The 16,951-nt window shown below is 66.2% G+C and carries 13 protein-coding genes; 12 read left to right on the top strand and 1 reads right to left on the bottom strand.

Annotation, left to right across the window (positions count from 1 at the left end; all coding sequences use genetic code 11):
* The first annotated feature begins 10 nt into the window (after positions 1–10).
* The 12 genes from EXZ48_RS07860 to EXZ48_RS07915 all read left to right on the top strand — a co-directional run bounded on the left by EXZ48_RS07860 (position 11) and on the right by EXZ48_RS07915 (position 16,213).
* A complete protein-coding gene (locus tag EXZ48_RS07860; protein ID WP_130515201.1) occupies positions 11–1,030 on the top strand; it encodes an amino acid ABC transporter substrate-binding protein in 1,020 nt (339 codons plus the stop codon).
* A gap of 79 nt (positions 1,031–1,109) precedes the next feature.
* Complete coding sequence (locus tag EXZ48_RS07865; protein ID WP_130515203.1) at positions 1,110–2,258, top strand: amino acid ABC transporter permease; 1,149 nt, start codon at positions 1,110–1,112, stop codon at positions 2,256–2,258.
* Between the two features lies 1 nt (position 2,259).
* Positions 2,260–3,354 (top strand): amino acid ABC transporter permease, encoded by a 1,095-nt coding sequence (locus EXZ48_RS07870; RefSeq protein ID WP_130515205.1) that lies wholly within the window; start codon positions 2,260–2,262, stop codon positions 3,352–3,354.
* Complete coding sequence (locus EXZ48_RS07875) at positions 3,347–4,789, top strand: amidohydrolase family protein (RefSeq protein ID WP_130515206.1); 1,443 nt, start codon at positions 3,347–3,349, stop codon at positions 4,787–4,789. Before EXZ48_RS07870 ends, EXZ48_RS07875 begins: the two co-directional genes overlap by 8 nt.
* 120 nt (positions 4,790–4,909) lie before the next feature.
* Positions 4,910–6,499, top strand: a complete 1,590-nt coding sequence (locus EXZ48_RS07880; protein WP_130515208.1) for a sensor histidine kinase — start codon at positions 4,910–4,912, stop codon at positions 6,497–6,499.
* Entirely contained in the window at positions 6,496–7,092 is a 597-nt protein-coding gene (locus EXZ48_RS07885; protein ID WP_050744460.1) for a response regulator transcription factor, read from the top strand. Before EXZ48_RS07880 ends, EXZ48_RS07885 begins: the two co-directional genes overlap by 4 nt.
* Positions 7,093–7,199: 107 nt before the next feature.
* Positions 7,200–7,685 carry a heme-binding protein gene (locus EXZ48_RS07890; protein ID WP_023514348.1) on the top strand — a complete coding sequence of 162 codons (486 nt, stop codon included), beginning with the start codon at positions 7,200–7,202 and terminating at the stop codon, positions 7,683–7,685.
* A gap of 155 nt (positions 7,686–7,840) precedes the next feature.
* Positions 7,841–8,812, top strand: a complete 972-nt coding sequence (gene bcsN / locus EXZ48_RS07895) for a cellulose biosynthesis protein BcsN (protein WP_165909309.1) — start codon at positions 7,841–7,843, stop codon at positions 8,810–8,812.
* Between the two features lie 89 nt (positions 8,813–8,901).
* Positions 8,902–11,073, top strand: coding sequence for a UDP-forming cellulose synthase catalytic subunit (bcsA, locus tag EXZ48_RS07900; protein WP_024270485.1), 2,172 nt, complete (start codon positions 8,902–8,904; stop codon positions 11,071–11,073).
* Entirely contained in the window at positions 11,070–13,421 is a 2,352-nt protein-coding gene (locus EXZ48_RS07905; protein ID WP_130515213.1) for a cellulose biosynthesis cyclic di-GMP-binding regulatory protein BcsB, read from the top strand. The genes bcsA and EXZ48_RS07905 overlap by 4 nt, the downstream gene beginning before the upstream one ends.
* Positions 13,422–13,628: 207 nt before the next feature.
* The gene (locus tag EXZ48_RS07910; protein WP_130515215.1) at positions 13,629–15,800 is read left to right on the top strand and encodes a cellulose synthase; all 2,172 of its coding nucleotides are present in this window, start codon (positions 13,629–13,631) and stop codon (positions 15,798–15,800) included.
* Positions 15,801–15,835: 35 nt separating this feature from the next.
* Complete coding sequence (locus EXZ48_RS07915; protein WP_130515217.1) at positions 15,836–16,213, top strand: hypothetical protein; 378 nt, start codon at positions 15,836–15,838, stop codon at positions 16,211–16,213.
* A 28-nt stretch (positions 16,214–16,241) separates the two neighbouring features.
* Here EXZ48_RS07915 and EXZ48_RS07920 read toward each other — a convergent pair whose 3' ends face one another.
* The gene (locus tag EXZ48_RS07920) at positions 16,242–16,901 is read right to left on the bottom strand and encodes a glutathione S-transferase family protein (protein WP_130515219.1); all 660 of its coding nucleotides are present in this window, start codon (positions 16,899–16,901) and stop codon (positions 16,242–16,244) included.
* Between the last annotated feature and the right edge of the window lie 50 nt (positions 16,902–16,951).

Here is a 16,951-nt window from a genome sequence, read left to right on the forward strand (position 1 = left end):
GAGGGGAAGCATGAAGCAGGCACTTCTTTCGATCTGCGCGGCCGCGCTCGGGCTCGCGATGGCCGGTCAGGCCTCGGCAGCCGGCACGCTCGAAACCGTCAAGGCGCGCGGCAAGCTGGTCTGCGGCGTCTCGCTGGCAACGCCGGGTTTTGCTGCGCCCGACGACAAGGGCCGCATGCAGGGCTTCGATGCCGACATCTGCCGGTCGATCGCCGCTGCGGTCTTCGGCGACGGCGACAAGGTCGATTTCGTTCCGACCAACATCAACACGCGCTTCCAGGCGCTGCAGTCCGGCGAGATCGACGTCCTGTCGCGCCAGACGACCCACACCTTCTCGCGGGATGCCTCGCTCGGCCTCGATTTCGGCCCGACGGTCTTTTACGACGGCCAGGGTCTCATGGTGGCGAAGTCGCTCGGCGTTTCCAGCGCCAAGGAGCTGACGGAAGCCGCGATCTGCACCCTGCCGGGCACCACGACGGCGCAGAACATCTCCGACTTCTTCCGCGCGATCAACGGCAAGTTCGAGCTCGTCGTCTTCGAAAGCCCGGACGAGAACCGCGCGGCCTTCTATTCCGGCCGCTGCGAGGCGATCACCTCCGACCGGTCCGACCTTGCCTCGATCCGCGCCGTCGCCAACAATCCGGACGACTATATCGTTCTGCCGGAGACCATCTCCAAGGAGCCGCTGGCGCCGGCCTTCCGCCAGAACGATTCCAACTGGGGTGACATCGTTTCCTGGTCGGTCTGGCTGCTGATGGCCGCCGAGGAGAAGGGCATCACCCAGGCGAATGTCGACGAGAAGCTGAAGAGCGAGGATCCGGACGTGCAGCGCATGCTCGGCGCCACGGAAGAGCTCGGCAAGATGCTCGGCCTCGACAACAAGTGGGGCTACAACATCATCAAGAGCGTCGGCAACTATGGCGAAGTGTTCGAGCGCAATCTCGGTGAGGGCACCAAGCTCGGCCTGACGCGCGGCCCCAACGCGCTGTGGAACGCCGGCGGCATGATCTACTCGCCGCCGATCCGCTGATCGCTTCCGAGCGATCGTCCGGGCGCGCGCATGGCGGTGCGCGCGCCCATCCCCTTTTGGTCTTTTGCGGTGGGGATACATGGCTTTCCTGCATGACATGCGCTTTCGCGCCTACTTTTACCAGGTCGTCGCGATCGGCGCCGTGATCCTCGTCGGCTGGACGATGTTTTCCACCGCGAGCGGCAATCTCGCCAAACAGAACATCGCGACCGGCTTCGATTTCCTGAACCGGCCCGCCGGCTTCGTCATCACCGAATCCGCCATCGCCTTCGAGGCGACCGATACGGTCGGCCGGGCCATCCTCGTCGGCATCGCCAACACCGTGAAGGTGTCGCTGCTGGCCGCCATTTTCGGCACGCTCATCGGCCTTGCCGTGGGCATTGCGCGCATGTCGCGCAATCCGCTGCTGGCGCGCCTTGCGCTCGTCTATGTCGAGCTTCTGCGCAATGTGCCGCTGCTGCTCTATCTCTTCCTTTGGTATTCGCTGATCATCCTCATCCTGCCGCCGGTCAAGCAGGCGCTGAACCTCCTGCCGGGCGTCTATCTCTCCAACAGCGGCCTCGTCGTGCCGGCGGCCCTCATCGAAAGCGGCGGTGCGGCGCTTCTCGCCTGTCTCCTCGGCGGCGCAGCGGCTGCATTCGTCATTCGCCGGGTCTCCACGCTGAAGCGCGTTGCGACCGGCCAGTCGAACCACGGTGGGCTCATCGCCACAGCTGCCTTCGTGCTGCCGGCCCTGCTGCTCTGGCTTTCCGGCGGCTTCAGCATCGACTGGGATTTCCCGACGGCCGGAAAGTTCCGCCTGACGGGCGGGTTGCATGTCCGGCCGGAATTCGTGGCGCTGCTCTTCGGCCTTGCGCTCAGCGTCTCGGCGACTGTCGCGGAGATCGTGCGTGCCGGCATCCAGGCGGTCGACAAGGGGCAGTGGGAGGCGGCCGCCGCGCTCGGCCTTGCGCGTGGCAAGACCATGCGGCTCGTCGTGCTGCCGCAGGCGCTACGCATCATCATCCCGCCGCTCACCAACACCTACCTTACCGTCTTCAAGAACAGCTCGCTCGCCATCGCCATCGGCTATCCGGACCTTGTCATGGTCTCCAACACGGTGATGAACCAGACGGGCCAGGCGATCGAGACGATAGCGATCTTCATGGGCGTCTACCTTGCCCTCTCGATCACCATTTCGCTCGTGATGAACTGGTACAATGCGCATGTCGCGCTGAAGGAGCGTTGATATGGCTGACGTCCAGACCCTTGTCCTCGCGCCGCCGCAGCCGGCGCCGAGCGCCCCGCGCCTCGGCAGGTTCTCCGCCTATTTCGGCACGCCCGGCAACACGCTCGTCAGCGTCTTGTCCATCGCCGCCATCCTCTTCGTCGCCAAGCTCGCCTTCGGCTGGCTGGTGGCCGATGCGGTGTTTTCCGGCGGTGGCGAGACCTGCAAGGCGGCAAGCGGCGCCTGCTGGCCATTCGTCGCGCAGAAACTGCGCTACATGCTGTTCGGCTTCTATCCCTATGACGAACAGTGGCGGCCGATGCTGGCGCTAGCGCTGCTCTTCGGCGCCTTCCTCTTTTCCGTGATGCCACGCTTCTGGAGCCGGGGTCTGCTTCTTGCCTGGATCCTCGTCGTCCTGCCGGTGCTCTACATCCTGATGGCAGGCGGCATTTTCGGTCTGACGCCCGTCGCGACGACGAGCTGGGGCGGCCTGCCGCTCTCCTTCATGCTCTCCTTCGTCGGGCTGACGCTCGCCATGCCGCTCGGCATCGTGCTGGCGCTGGCGCGTGCCTCCAACCTGCCGGCGATCCGCATTCTCGCCGTGGGCTTCATCGAGATCGTGCGCGGCGTGCCGCTGATCAGCATCCTCTTCATGGCGACGGTCATGCTGCCGCTGTTCATGCCCGAGGGCGTCACCATCGACAAACTGCTGCGCGCGCAGGTGGCGATCATCCTCTTCGCCTCCGCCTATATCGCCGAGATCGTGCGCGGCGGCCTGCAGGATGTGCCCGCGGGGCAATACGAGGCCGGATCCTCGCTCGGGCTGCACTACTGGCAGGTCATGCGCAAGATCGTGCTGCCGCAGGCGCTCAAGAAGGTCATTCCGCCGATGGTGAGCCTGTTCATCGGCTTCTTCCAGGATACGACGCTCGTCACCATCGTCGGCCTCGTCGACTTTCTCGATACGGTGCGTTCGGCCATCCGCGATCCGGAATGGCAGGGCATTGCCGTGCTCGAAGGCTATCTCGTCGCTGCCGCCGTCTATTTCACCTTCAGTGCCCTGATGGGCGCCTATAGCCGTTTCCTCGAAAAGCATTTCCGGACGACCCATGCCTGATACCGTCACCGTCATCCGCAACGCCCATACCGTTATCGCCTACGATGCGGCGAGCGGCGGCCATGCCTATCTCCACGATGCCGACGTCGCCTTCGACGCGGCCGGCTTCGTTCATGTCGGCGGGCGCTACGAAGGCCCGTTTGCGGAGGAGATTTCCGGCCGCGACCGCATGGTCATGCCGGGCCTCGTCAACGTGCACTGCCATTCCGGCGAGGAACCGGTCTCGAAAAGCCTGTTCGAGGACGCCGGCACGGCGGCCCTCTGGGGGCAGGCGATGTACGAATATTCGACGCTGATCGAGATTGGCGACGACGCGGTCGAGGCGGCGCTCACCGTCATGCTCGGCGATCTCCTGCGCAGCGGCGTCACCACTTTCGTCGACATTGCCGGCCCGCATGCCTGCTGGTTGCCGACGTTGGCCAAGAGCGGTGCGCGCGCCTATGTCGCCCCGGGCTTCCGCGAGGCGGCCTGGCATGTCGAGGACAGCCACAGGCTGGATTTCCGCTGGGATGGCGCGCGGGGCAGGGAGGCCTTCGCCCGGGCGCTGGAGACGGTCGATGCCGCCCGCGCGCATCCCTCGGGCCGGCTCGGCGGTATCGTCGCCCCGGCACAGGTCGAGACCTGCTCTGCGGCATTGCTGCAGGAGGCTGCGGAGGCAGCGCGCAGCCGCGGCGTGCCGATCACCATCCATGCCGCGCAGACCATGGCCGAGCACGAGGAACTGATGCGCCGCCACGGCCTCACCGCCGTCGCCTATCTCGAAAGCCTCGGCCTTCTCGGGCCGGACCTCATCCTCGGGCATTGCATCTTCGTCGACAGCCATGACTGGACGCGCCAGCGCACGGCGGCGGATCTTGAGCGGCTCGCTGCCAGCAGGACGAGCGTCGCCCATTGCCCAGTCACCTTCTCGCGCAGCGGCATGGTGCTGCAGTCGCTCGGCCGCTACCGGCAGGCGGGCGTCAACGTGGCGATCGGCACGGACAGCTATCCGTTCAACATGCTGGAAGAGATGCGCATGGCGATGATCTGCGCCCGCATCGCCGGCGGCTCGGTGTTCGACGTCGATACGGCCGCGGTCTTCGAGGCGGCCACGCTGTCGGGCGCCAAGGCCCTGGGACGCAGCGATATCGGCCGCATCACCCGCGGCGCGAAGGCGGATTTTTCGCTTGTGGACCTCAAGCATCCCGGCATGCAGCCGCTCTACGACCCCCTGCGCAACCTCCTGCACTGCGCCGCCGAGCGCGCCGTCGCCGGCGTCTATGTCGATGGCACCTGCGTCATGCGGGACGACCGCCCGACACTGGTGGATTACGATGGTGCGCTGGCGGAACTGCAGGCGGTGCAGGATTTTGCGGTGCGTCGCCTCCAGGCGAACGATCCGCGTGGCCGGCCCGCCGCGGTGCTTGCGCCGCTGTCGCTGCCGGTCCTGTCCTGACGCAAGCCGGGCCCGGATCGCCGGCAGGTTCCAGGCCGATATCCGTGGTGCTGCGGATCGCCAAGGCGTGGGGGAGGCCCTATGATGGTCTTCCCGATCCCTGACGCGGCTTCATTCCGGATGCGTGCACGCCTGACCTTTCTTCGTTCCTCGGCCGCCCTTGCCGGCGGCTGGTTGCTGTTGCTTGCCGCCTTCGGCCTCTATTCGGCCTGGAGCCACCGGCAGGCGCTGGAACTTGAAGTCTCCGAGAGCGGCCGCGCGCTGCAAAGGGTGATCTCGCAGCGCGTCGCGCAGCACGACGCACACCTGACGAGCCTCAGTGCCCTCGGGCTTGCGCAGGCGCAGCCGTCGGAAGATTTCGATCTCGTCGCAAAATCCATCCTGCGCTTTTATCCGCGCATCGTCGCGATCGACCTCGTCGATCTGAGGGCGGGTGAGGGGGCGGGCATCGTGAGTTCGGCGACATCCGCCGATGGCGCGACGGCAAGTCCGGAAGCGGTTTCGCAGGCCGTGGAGGCGCTTACCCCCGGGAAGGCTGCCTTTGGCGCGGATGCGCGGCCCGGCCACTATCGCCTGATGAAGCGCATGAACGACACCATGGCCGTCAGCCTCGATATCGACGGGGCAAAACTCGTCGAGGGCGAGGAGCTGCCGCGCTGGGCCACGCTCCGGCTGGCGATGGGCGAGGGCACGGTGCTGGAGACGGGGGTGGCGCAGCCCGCGGATTCGAGTTTCCTGGCTCGCACCATCCGTTTCGAGGCGCCGATCGCCAGTGCCACGCAGCCTCTCAGGCTTTCGCTGCAGCGGCATGTCACGCTGGCGGCGCTGCTTCCGCCGCTGCCGCTCGCGCTCTTCGCTGTCCTCTCGCTTGCCGGGCTCGTGCTCGTGCGCTCGCTTTTACGCCACCGGCAGGAGGCGGCGCTGGCACGGGAGGCGGCGGAGGCGGCTGCGCGGCGCGAAGCGCTGCGCCAGCACGAGACGAAGCTCGCCCATGCCCTGCGCATCAACAGCATGGGCGAAATGGCCTCGGGCATTGCCCATGAATTGACCCAGCCGCTGACGGCGCTGCTCAGCCAGAGCCAGGCAGGCCGGCGCATTGCCGCCGCCGCCGGTCTCGCGGATACACCAATCGACAGCGTGCTTGCCGCCAATGTGCTACAGGCCAAGCGTGCGGCCGATATTCTGGTGCGTCTGCGCGCCTATGTCGGCAAGAGTGCATTGGAGGCCGGCCTGCACGACCTTTCCCGACACGTCGCCGATATCGTTGCCCTGTCGCGCATCGACCTCGACCGGCGCGGCATCGCGCTCGATGTCGATCTGCCGGAAGCCCCGGCGCTGGCGCGGGTCGATCCGGTGGAGATCGAGCAGGTCATCCACAACCTCATCCGCAACGCGGCCGATGCGGTGGGCGAGGCAGGGCGGTCGGACGGACGGGTGCGTGTGGCGCTTATGCCGGAGGCGGCGGGTTACGCGATCCGCGTCTTCGACAACGGCACCGGCATCGCGCCGGATATCCAGCCCCGGCTGTTCGAACCGTTCTTCTCGAGCAAGCCTGACGGCATGGGGCTGGGGCTCAGCCTGTGCGAAAGCATCGTCGAGCGTTTCGACGGCAGCATTTCGGCGGAAAACGGGGCGGCTGGCGGCGCTGTCTTCACCGTAAGGCTCCCGGCGGCAGAGGACGTGCAGAAACGGGAAGAGGCAGCGGAATGACGATGGCGCCGGTCTATCTGGTCGATGACGACGAGGGCGTGCGCAGCGCACTCTCGCTTTTGCTCGGCACCTACGGCATCCGCATCGAGACCTTCGGAGATCCTACCGCCTTTCTCGCCCGCGCGCCGAAACTCAGGCCCGGCGTTCTGCTGCTCGACCTGCGCATGCCAGCGATCACGGGCCTGCAACTGCACGAGAAGCTTGCGGCCATCGGCTGCGACTGGCCGACGATCATCTGCACCGGCCATGGCGATGTGCATGCCTGCCGGCGCGCCTTCAAGGCCGGGGTCGTCGATTTCCTCACCAAGCCCATCGACGAGCAGGTGCTGGTCGAGGCGCTGCAACAGGCCTCCGGCGCGCTGGATGTGCATGCCGAGCGGGCCGAGGCGGCAAAACTGGTGGCGCAGCTCACCGACCGGGAGCGCGAGGTGCTGGACATGGTCGGGCGCGGCTGGTCGACAAAGGAGATCGCCGAAGCCCTGCAGCTGTCGCCCCGCACGGTCGATACGCATCGGGCCAACATCGCCCAGAAGCTCGGCACGACCTCGGTCGCGGAGTTCGCGCGCCTTTCCCTGATCGGGCAGGCTCCGTAGTCCTACGGACCCCGCTCCGTCCGTTCACCGATACCGTCTGGGCCGGAAATCTCCGACAAGAGGGTCGTCGCCGCCAGCAAGACCGAGCGGCCCAGATGGAGATAGACATGAAGACCTTCGTTGCTGCCGCTTTTGCCGCTCTCACGCTTGCCGGCGCTGCCCAGGCGGAAATCCTCACCGAGCGCAACATGCCGCTCGACATCGCCGTTGAGGCCGCCGATGCCGCTGTGAAGGCCTGCGCTGCCAAGAAATTCAACGTATCGGTTGCCGTCGTCGATCGCGCCGGCGTCACCCGCGCCGTCCTGCGTGCCGACCGTGCCGGCCCGCACACCCTCGACAGCGCCGTCCGCAAGGCTTTCACCGCCGCCTCGATGCGCACGCCGACCCAGAAGATCGCCGAAAATGTCGGCAAGAACCCGGCTGCTGCCCAGCTCGTTTCGATCGAGGGCCTGCTGGTGCTGGCCGGCGGCGTGCCGGTCAAGGCTGGTGAAGAGACGATCGGCGGCATCGGCGTCGGCGGCGCTCCGAGCGGCGACATCGACGACGAATGTGCCCGCGCCGGCATCGAGGCTGTCAGCGCCAAGCTGAAGTAAGATATTAAGTGACAGGAAAGCCCCGGCATCGTGCGGATGCCGGGGCTTTTTACCGTCTGGATGCCTCCAGGTTCCGCCTGCTTGAAGCGGATGCCGGGGGCATGTGGCGGGAAATGGGGATTCCTATTCGCGTCCGGGCGAAATATGAGTGCTGCATGGATGATTCGGCGGCGATTCGTTTTTCCGGTCGTGGCGGCGGGGTGTTCCAGGGGAGCGTCCTGCTTGCGACCTGCGCGGCAGCAGTGCTGGCCGCCGGCTGCGCAGCGCGGCCGGGTCCCGGTGTTGCGACCCTTTCCACGACCGTTCCGGCGTCGAGCGCTCTGGTGCTGCCGGCTCCCGGCACGCTTTCGATCGTCAGCGTGATCCAGCGGCAATATACCAATGCGATCGAACAGCAGATCGCGCTTTCCACCTCTGCGGCGACATCCGGCCAGAACTTCATCAGCATCCAGGCCTTCGGTCCGGCCGAGACGGTGGCGATGCCTGGTGGCACGCTCGCCTTCAAGCCGGTGCAGCATTCGGCGATCCGCGGCGAGATGCGCGCGGCACTGCCCGGCCGTGCTCTCGCGATCTCGTCGAATTTCGTGCGCAACGGCTATGGCCCGTTCGGCTACGCCTACGGGCGGGGTGCCGGCGACGATGGCTGCCTCTATGGCTGGCAGCAGATCCGAGCGGACGAGACGGATCGCAGCAAGCTCAACAGCAACGGTTCGATCCAGATCCGCCTGCGCGTCTGCCAGTCCGGCGCCGGCGAGAAGGAGCTGGTCGAGATGATGTACGGCTATACCGTCGTCGGCGGCTTTTCCGGGGCGACCTGGAACCCTTACGGCACACCGCCTTCTGTCGACAGCGGGATCGGCGGCGGGGAGCCGCTGCGGGTTGCGATCGAGGAGCGCAAGGCGCCGGCAAAGGTTGTCGTGGAGAGCGATGCGCGCGTGCCGGCGGTCCGCCGCCTGACGACGGAAAGGAAGCCCGTGCTGCGGCGTACGGATACGCTCGACAGGGGCGATACCGTCATCGTGCCGTCGCCAACGGGTGGTGCCGTCTCGGAAACCGAGGGAGAGGCCGTGGTGGTGCCGTCGCCCGTTTGTGTTACGTCGGCTTCAGGATCTGCAACTTGTAATTGATGGAAGGGTTGTGCTGCCTAATTTCTCCTTAACAAAATGGTGCGTAAGGTTTTCTCGAATGAGCGCGCTATGATGGCGAAGGACGGCGTATGAGACATATCGGCACGATTCTCCTGTGGGCGCTGGTCTCTGCCCTGGTGATGCTCGTTATCACCCTGCCCATCAATCTGCAGACGCAACTTATCGCCAGCATCGCTGTCGTCACCTTCATGGCGGTTATCAAGGTGCTGCGCGCCGAGGGCATCTGGCGGCTGATCGCGCTCGCCTTCGGCACGGCCGTGGTGCTGCGCTACGTCTACTGGCGCACCACAAGCACGCTGCCGCCCCTGAACCAGCTGGAAAACTTCATTCCGGGCTTCCTGCTCTATCTGGCGGAAATGTACAGCGTGATGATGCTGGCGCTCAGCCTCTTCGTCGTGGCGATGCCCCTGCCGCCGCGCAAGAGCCGGCTGGCGGAGGAGGGCAGGCTGCCCTCCGTCGACGTCTTCGTGCCGAGTTATAACGAGGATATCGGCCTTCTCGCCAACACGCTCGCCGCCGCCAAGGCGATGGACTATCCGGCGGACAAGCTCACCGTGTGGCTGCTCGACGATGGCGGCACGGAGCAGAAGCGCAATGCCGCGGCGGTGATCGAGGCGCAGACGGCCGAGGCCCGCCACCGCGAGCTTCAGACGCTCTGCCGCGATCTCGGCGTCAACTATCTGACCCGCGCCCGCAACGAGCATGCCAAGGCCGGCAACATGAACAACGGCATGCAGCACTCGACCGGCGAGCTGATCGCCGTTTTCGATGCGGACCACGCACCCGCCCGCGATTTTCTGCGCGAGACCGTCGGCTATTTTGCGGACGACCCGAAACTCTTCCTCGTCCAGACCCCGCACTTCTTCCTCAATCCGGATCCGCTGGAGCGGAACCTGCGCACCTTCGAGACGATGCCGAGCGAGAACGAGATGTTCTACGGCATCATCCAGCGCGGCCTCGACAAGTGGAACGCCGCCTTCTTCTGCGGCTCGGCCGCCGTGCTGCGGCGCACAGCGCTCAACGAGGCGGGCGGTTTTTCCGGCCTCTCGATCACCGAGGACTGCGAGACGGCGCTGGCGCTGCATTCGCGCGGCTGGAACAGCGTCTATGTCGACAAGCCGCTGATCGCCGGGCTGCAGCCCGCCACCTTCGCCAGCTTCATCGGCCAGCGCAGCCGCTGGGCGCAGGGCATGATGCAGATCCTGCGCTTCCGTTTCCCGCTGTTCAAGCGCGGGCTCTCGCTGGCGCAGCGGCTCTGCTACATGTCGTCCATGCTGTTCTGGCTGTTCCCGTTCCCGCGAACCATCTTCCTCTTTGCGCCGCTCTTCTACCTGTTCTTCGATCTGGAAATCTTCACGGCCTCCGGCGGCGAATTCCTCGGCTACACGCTCGCCTACATGCTCGTGAACCTGATGATGCAGAACTACCTCTACGGTTCGTTCCGCTGGCCCTGGATTTCCGAGCTCTACGAATATGTGCAGAGCGTGCATCTCCTGCCCGCCGTCGTCTCGGTCATGCTCAACCCGACCAAGCCGACCTTCAAGGTGACGGCAAAGGACGAGTCGATCCGCGAATCGCGGCTTTCGGAGATCAGCCGGCCGTTCTTCGTCATCTTCGCGGTGCTGTTCGTCGCCTTCCTCATGAGCATCTACCGCTTCTATTCGGAGCCCTACAAGGCGGACGTTACCTTCGTCGTCGGCGGGTGGAACCTGCTTAACCTCATCATCGCGGGCTGCGCGCTCGGCGTCGTGTCGGAACGCAGCGAGCGGGCGGCGAGCCGGCGTGTGACGGTCAAGCGGCGCTGCACGTTCATCATCGACGGCCGCGAATATCCCTCGACGCTGGAAAATGTCTCGGCCAACGGCGCGCGGGTGCAGGTCTTCGGGCTGGAGCCGGATCTGGCGACGGGGGCGCGCTGCCAGCTGCGTTTCACGCCTTACGGCGCGCACTACGAGGAGGCCCTGCCGGTCGACGTGCGCAATGTCGAAAACCTCGGCAGCGTGAGCGCCGTCGGCTGCCGCTTCATGCCGGAAGTGGCGCGGCACCATTCGCTCGTCGCCGACCTGATCTTCGCCAATTCCAACCAGTGGAGCGACTTCCAGGTCTCGCGCCGCTACAATCCCGGCCTCTTCCGCGGGACCCTCTGGTTCCTCGGCATCGCCCTTTACCAAACGAGCCGCGGGCTTCTCTATTTCGCGCGCAGCCTTGGCGGCGCTCGCAAGGGGGAGACGACATCGTGAGCGTCCTCACCGTCAAGGCCGTCTTTGCCGGCCTCGCCTTCGCCCTGTCCGCATCCGTCGCCCTGGCGCAGGATACGTCCGTTCCTTTCGACATGTCCGGCGAACGCGGTCCGACCATCGAAAGGACGCCCACGGTGGAGGGCAGCACGCCCACCGCGCGGGAAACGAAGCAGCCGGAGAAGAAGGCCGCGACGCCGGATCTCGGTCTCCGGCGCTACATCATTTCCGCGAAATCGCTGCTTCTGGAAGGGGAGGTCGCAAGCCATTCCTTCCCGCTTTTCCTGACCCCGCAGCAAGCGGGCAGCGCGACGACGATCAATCTCGGCTACTCCAATGCCGTCGTGGTGGCCCCGGAAATCTCGCGGCTCAGCGTTATCGTCAACGATGCGGTCGTCGGCGAGGTTCCGGTCCAGTCGGCGGAGGGCGTCAAGGACGTGCGCTTCGACCTGCCGGCGGGCCTGCTTCGCCCCGGCATCAACCGGGTGACCTTCAACGCCGTGCACCGGCACCGGACGGATTGCACGATCCGCTCGACCTATGACCTTTGGACGTCGCTCGACCCGTCCCGCACCTATCTGACGGTGCCGCGCGATACGAGTGGCCGCCTGCTGACGACCGACGACATCGCTGCCATCGGCCTCGGGCCGACGGGGCAGACGAAGTTCGTCATGGTCGTGCCGGAAATGGGCCAGCCCGTTGCCACCAATGCGTTGATGCGACTTAGCCAGGGCCTTGCGCTGATGGCGAAGATGCCCAATCAGACATTCGATCTGACGGACACGCTGCCGGCGACGGCAGGTGCCGGTGAGCTGACGGTGCTGGTCGGCACGGCCGGCGATCTCGCGCCGCTGTTGCCGGGCCTGCCGGCGACGGCGCGCTCCTCGGCTGTCGCCACCTTCGTCGATGCGCCGGCCGGCGATCGCAAGGTCTTCGTCGTCAGCGGTCCGGACTGGCCGTCGATCGAGGGGGCCGTGGAAGGCATGGTCTCGCCCATCGACCGGCCGCTCGGCGTGACGCGCGAGGCGCTCAGCGTGCGTCAGCGCAACGGCACCGACATGCCGCTCCTGTCCGGCGAGACGTCTCTCAGCTTTTCCGCGCTCGGCGTGCGCACCGGCGAGTTCAGCGGCCGGCGCTATCGTACCGGCTTCGACATCGGCATCCCCCCGGATTTCTACGCGGATGCCTACGGCGAGGCGACGTTGCTGCTCGATGCCGCCTATTCGCCGGAAGTGCTGCCCGGCAGCCATATCGACATCTATGTGAACGGCAACATCGCAACGACCGTGCCGATCACCAACCGCAACGGCGGTATCTTCCGCCACCTGCCGATCCGCGTCACCATGCGGCATTTCCGGCCGGGACCGAACCGCATCGACATCGAGACCGCGCTCCTGACGGAGGCGGACAAGATCTGCGCCCCGGGCGCGAGCGCCAGTGACGAGCCGCGCTTTGCGTTGTTCGATTCCTCGGAGTTCCGCATGCCGCGTTTTGCCCGCGTCGCGCAGTTGCCCAATCTTGCCGCGCTCTCGGGCACGGGGTTCCCCTATAACGGTCAGGTCGACCCGATGGCGCTCTACCTTGATCGCCTGGATGCGGACACGCTGTCGACGAGTGCCACCTTCCTCGGCAAGATGGCAGTCTCGAGCGGGCGGGCGCTGCAGGTGCGACCGGAATCCTCGGCGCTCGCCATCGGTGAGCGCAATGCCATCCTCGTCGGCACGATCTCGCAGCTTCCCCCGCTCGTGCTCGGACAGACGCATATCGCAGCCGAAAGCGCCTCCGCCTGGGGTGGGCCGGTCGATGGCGGCGGACAGCACGGCGCGACGCAGGAAGCCTTCGACGAATGGCAATCACGCGTGCGCGGCGGTTCGTGGCGCGGCCAGATTTCCGCGTTCGAGGCCTGGCTGCAGGAGACCTTCGACATCCCGCTCTCCTCGCTTCGCCTGCTGCCGGGAGCGGAGTCGCTCGTGGCGCCCGGCGATACGGCGCGCTTCCTGGTGGCGCAGGGCAACAGCCCCGATGAAAGCGCGACCTGGACCGTGCTTTCCGCACCGACGGGGACCGATCTCAAGGCGGGTATGGTGGCAGTCGCGCAGAACGATCGCTGGCAGCAGCTTGACGGCTATGTCAGCCTGGACAGCAAGGATGTGGACGCGCTCGACACGCGCCCGGTCAGCCGAACGCGCTTCGTGGCGACGCAGCCCTGGACTTTCTCCAACATGCGGCTGGTCGCGGCGAACTGGCTGTCCTCTAATATCCTCGCCTATGCGGTGGTGTTCTGCGTGCTGTCGATCCTGCTCGGCATTGCCACATCCGGCCTCCTGCGCCGCTTCGGTAGGGAAGTCTGAGGGCGCGTGTTTACCGTCGGTTAACCCTATCGGGGTTTTATCACGATTGGTTGGCTCATCCGGGGGACAGAACGACATGTCCCATCGTTCATGGCGCATGGTGTCGCTGTGGACCGTCCGGGCCGACTGAAGTGTTGCAGCGTCCCTCGTGCGTCATGACTGATGCTTGGCGCTGTGGTGGCAGTGATGGACCGAAGGAAATTCGGGATGAAGTCGATCCTCGTGGCGTTCGTCCTCGTCTCCGCCGGCGCAGCCAGCGTCGCAGGCGTATCCTTTGGCGTGCCCGCCGGTCTGGTGAAGGGCCTGCCGCACCTCGGCGCGGGCACCGACGAGGTTACCACGAACAGCCTGGATGAAGCGTCCTCCGCCCTGACCAAGCAGTCGCGCGTGGAAATCGCGCAGGCGCAGCAGGCCGGGCAGACGGCCGGGACCGGTACGGAGCCGACGGCCGTCGTGGAGCCCGTCGAGAACAAGCCGGTGGTCGACGAAAGCGCGCTGCGCTATTTCGCGGCGCGCGGCGATACGGCCCGGCTGAATGCGGAAATCGCCCGTCTGCGCACGCTCTATCCGACCTGGATACCGCCGGAAAATCCGCTTGCCGTGCCGGTCAACGAAGACCGCCAGCTCGAGGCGATGTGGGCGCTCTACGCCCAGTCGCGGTATGCCGACGTGCGCGCGGCGATCGCCAAGCGCCAGCAGGACGACCCGCAATGGACGCCGCCCGCCGATCTTGTCGATCGTCTCGACGTGGCGGAAAAGCGTGCCGAACTGGTGGCGGCTTCCAATGCCGGGCGCAGCGAGGATGTCGTGCGTCTTGGGGCGGAAACACCCAGCCTGCTCACCTGCTCGGATGCCGATGTGCTCTGGCGCGTTGCCGAAGCCTTCGTGAAGACCGAGCGCGTGCAGCGCGCCAAGGATGCCTACGGCTACATGCTCGACAATTGCTCTGACGGGCCGATCCGTATCGCGACCGTGCAGAAGGCCTCGACCCTGCTCGGCTATGCGGACATGCAGGACCTCGTCGCCCGTGAGCGGACCGGCGCCGATGGCGTCAAGGAATTCGACGTGATCCGCAACGATCTTGCCCGTCGCTTCGTCGGCGAGGGCGACGAGGATGCGACGATCACCGTGGCGCCGGCCTATCTGAAGCTCGTCGAAAAGCTGGTGACGGATGAGGGGCTGGCCTCCGACGCGCTGCTCCTCGGCTGGTATCATCTGCGGCGCGATCAGAATGCGCAGGCCGAACCCTTCTTCCGCAAGGCACGCGCCGTCGAGGATTCCGCCTCGGCTTCCCAGGGCCTCGCCCTCATCCTCCTGGCGCGCAAGATGCCCGTCGAGGCGGAGGACGTGATGTATGCCTGGCGCACGACCTCCGACCAGGCAATGCAGACCTATCTCGCGGCCACCGCCAACCTGCTGGCGCTCGATCCGCCGCCGAAGCTCGACGCCAAGGTGCTCGGTCGCATCGCGCAGGTGACGTTGGAGGAAAAACATCCCGAGACCGGCGAACAGTTCGGCTGGTATGCGCTCGCCATGGATCAGCCGGAAACGGCAGAGGAATGGTTTTCGCAGGTGCTGAAATGGAAGGCCGACTATGAGCCTGCCGCCTACGGCCTTGGCGTCGCACGGCTGAGATTGGAGGACCGCGCCGGTCTTGCCGCCGTCAAGCAGGCCTGGGCCGAGCGGTCCGAGCGCATCGCGCTGCTTGGCGAGCGCGACACGAGCGAAGAGGCTGCTCCGGTGCTGCGCGACCGGCAGGCACGGATCGCCCGCACCGAGCGCCGGGTGCCGCTGCGCGAAGTGGTCGAGGAGGTTGCGCTGAAGCCGCAGCGCGGCGCCCGCACGGTGCGCCGGACGGAGGGCGCCGTGGATTGCCGCAGCACGCGCGATCCCAGCGGTCTTTCGGCAGCAGGCGCGCTTTCGCTCGGCTGGTGCCTGATGGAAGTCAACCGGCCGCTGGAGGCCGCGCAGGCCTTCGAAGCGGCGCTGGCGGGCGAGGGGCGCACGCGCAGCGACGCCGCCTATGGCCAGAGCCTTGCCTATCTGCGGGCCGGACTGACGAGTGATGCCGCGGTCTCCGCCACCAAGGCCAGGCTCGAACAGGGCCGGGTTGCCGAATTGCAGACGGCGATCCTCGGCGATCGAGCCGTCAGCAGCTTTCGTGCGCAGCGCTATCGCGAAACGCTGGTGTTCCTGGACCAGCGCCGCCAGTACCATGCGGAGCCGGCGGACCTGATGGTGCTGCGTGCCTATGCCTACAAGAACCTCGGCATGCGCGTGGATGCCATGCGGCTGTTCGAAGCGCTGGGCGAGACCGGGCGGCAGGATGCCATTCGTGCGCTGGCCGAAATGCGCCGCGAGCGGGATGGCCGCAAGTAACGCGCTTTGGCCGTAATTCCGAGGGAGGATGATGCATGCGCCTTCGTGCCCTTGTGGTGGTTGCCTTTCCGCTGTTCGCCTCTCCGCTCGCTGCCGCCGAGGGGCGTTATGTCGTCTGCGACAACGGCCTTCGCTGCGTGAAGGCGCCTTGCCCGTCCTCGACCGCCCGCAATGTCGACAGCGGCGAGGAGCTTCGCGGTGCCTCCCCTGATATCGGCGGGCTTGCCGAGGTGGACCAGCGGCGCATCCGCGAGACGGACGCGCTTTACTACGGCCGGCTTGTGCTGCGCGGCCATGTCGAGGGCCGCGACCACGAGATTGCCGGCAGGCGCCAGACCCTGCCGATCCTCGTCATCACCGGCATCGAGGGCGAGGCCACGGCCGATGAGCGGCGGCATTGCCGGGCGGGCTAGCCGCTGGGCGGAAGCCCATGAATTTTCCCTAGTCGCGATCGGGTGCCCCGAGCGGAAAGAATTTCCGGAAGGGGCGGGCTTCGTCCACGGCGCGGGCGAAGGAGGGGCGGGCGAGCAGGCGCCGGCGATAGGCGTGTACACGGGCGAAGGCCGGGTCGATGGCGTGTGTCCAGTCCGCATAGAACAGGAAGGGGGCGGCGGCGCAGTCGGCCAGCGTGAAGCGGTCGCCCGAAGCCCAGATCCGGCCGTCCATATGTGTGTCGAGCCAGGCATAGGCGCGTTCCAGCATGTCGCGTGCCTGCGCTACGCCGTGGGGATCGCGCTCGTCCTCCGGCCGGATGGCGTTGAAGACGATCGTCTGCTGCGGTGTCGAGACGTAGTTGTCGAAGAAGCGGTCGAGCATGCGCACGTCGATCGCCGCTTTCGGATCGTCCGGGATGAGCTTGACCGGGCCAGGGTGATGGAGCCCGAGATATTCGATGATGATGCTCGCTTCGAGGATCGTGCGGTCGCCGTCAACGAGGATCGGGAACCGTTTTATCGGCCAGCGCCTCTCGAAATCGGCCAGCGTATCGGGATCGGTGTGGTCGAGCAGGCGGTAGTCGAAGTCGGTGCCGTTTTCATAAAGCGCCGTCAGCGCCTTCTGGCAGTAGCTGGAAAAGGGATGGGCATAGAGAACGGGTTTCATGGCAACCTCCGCAGCTGCGGATGTTGTCGCAAATCCGATTGCAAAGCACA

It is taken from the genome of Shinella sp. JR1-6, from assembly GCF_004284735.1.
Classification (GTDB): domain Bacteria; phylum Pseudomonadota; class Alphaproteobacteria; order Rhizobiales; family Rhizobiaceae; genus Shinella.

Bases quoted from the DNA above. Each gene is read 5' to 3' on its own strand.
- EXZ48_RS07860 (WP_130515201.1), top strand. From the start codon at position 11: ATGAAGCAGGCACTTCTTTCGATCTGCGCGGCCGCGCTCGGGCTCGCG.
- EXZ48_RS07865 (WP_130515203.1), top strand. From the start codon at position 1,110: ATGGCTTTCCTGCATGACATGCGCTTTCGCGCCTACTTTTACCAGGTC.
- EXZ48_RS07870 (WP_130515205.1), top strand. From the start codon at position 2,260: ATGGCTGACGTCCAGACCCTTGTCCTCGCGCCGCCGCAGCCGGCGCCG.
- EXZ48_RS07875 (WP_130515206.1), top strand. From the start codon at position 3,347: ATGCCTGATACCGTCACCGTCATCCGCAACGCCCATACCGTTATCGCC.
- EXZ48_RS07880 (WP_130515208.1), top strand. From the start codon at position 4,910: ATGCGTGCACGCCTGACCTTTCTTCGTTCCTCGGCCGCCCTTGCCGGC.
- EXZ48_RS07885 (WP_050744460.1), top strand. From the start codon at position 6,496: ATGACGATGGCGCCGGTCTATCTGGTCGATGACGACGAGGGCGTGCGC.
- EXZ48_RS07890 (WP_023514348.1), top strand. From the start codon at position 7,200: ATGAAGACCTTCGTTGCTGCCGCTTTTGCCGCTCTCACGCTTGCCGGC.
- bcsN (WP_165909309.1), top strand. From the start codon at position 7,841: ATGGATGATTCGGCGGCGATTCGTTTTTCCGGTCGTGGCGGCGGGGTG.
- bcsA (WP_024270485.1), top strand. From the start codon at position 8,902: ATGAGACATATCGGCACGATTCTCCTGTGGGCGCTGGTCTCTGCCCTG.
- EXZ48_RS07910 (WP_130515215.1), top strand. From the start codon at position 13,629: ATGAAGTCGATCCTCGTGGCGTTCGTCCTCGTCTCCGCCGGCGCAGCC.
- EXZ48_RS07915 (WP_130515217.1), top strand. From the start codon at position 15,836: ATGCGCCTTCGTGCCCTTGTGGTGGTTGCCTTTCCGCTGTTCGCCTCT.
- EXZ48_RS07920 (WP_130515219.1), bottom strand. From the start codon at position 16,901: ATGAAACCCGTTCTCTATGCCCATCCCTTTTCCAGCTACTGCCAGAAG.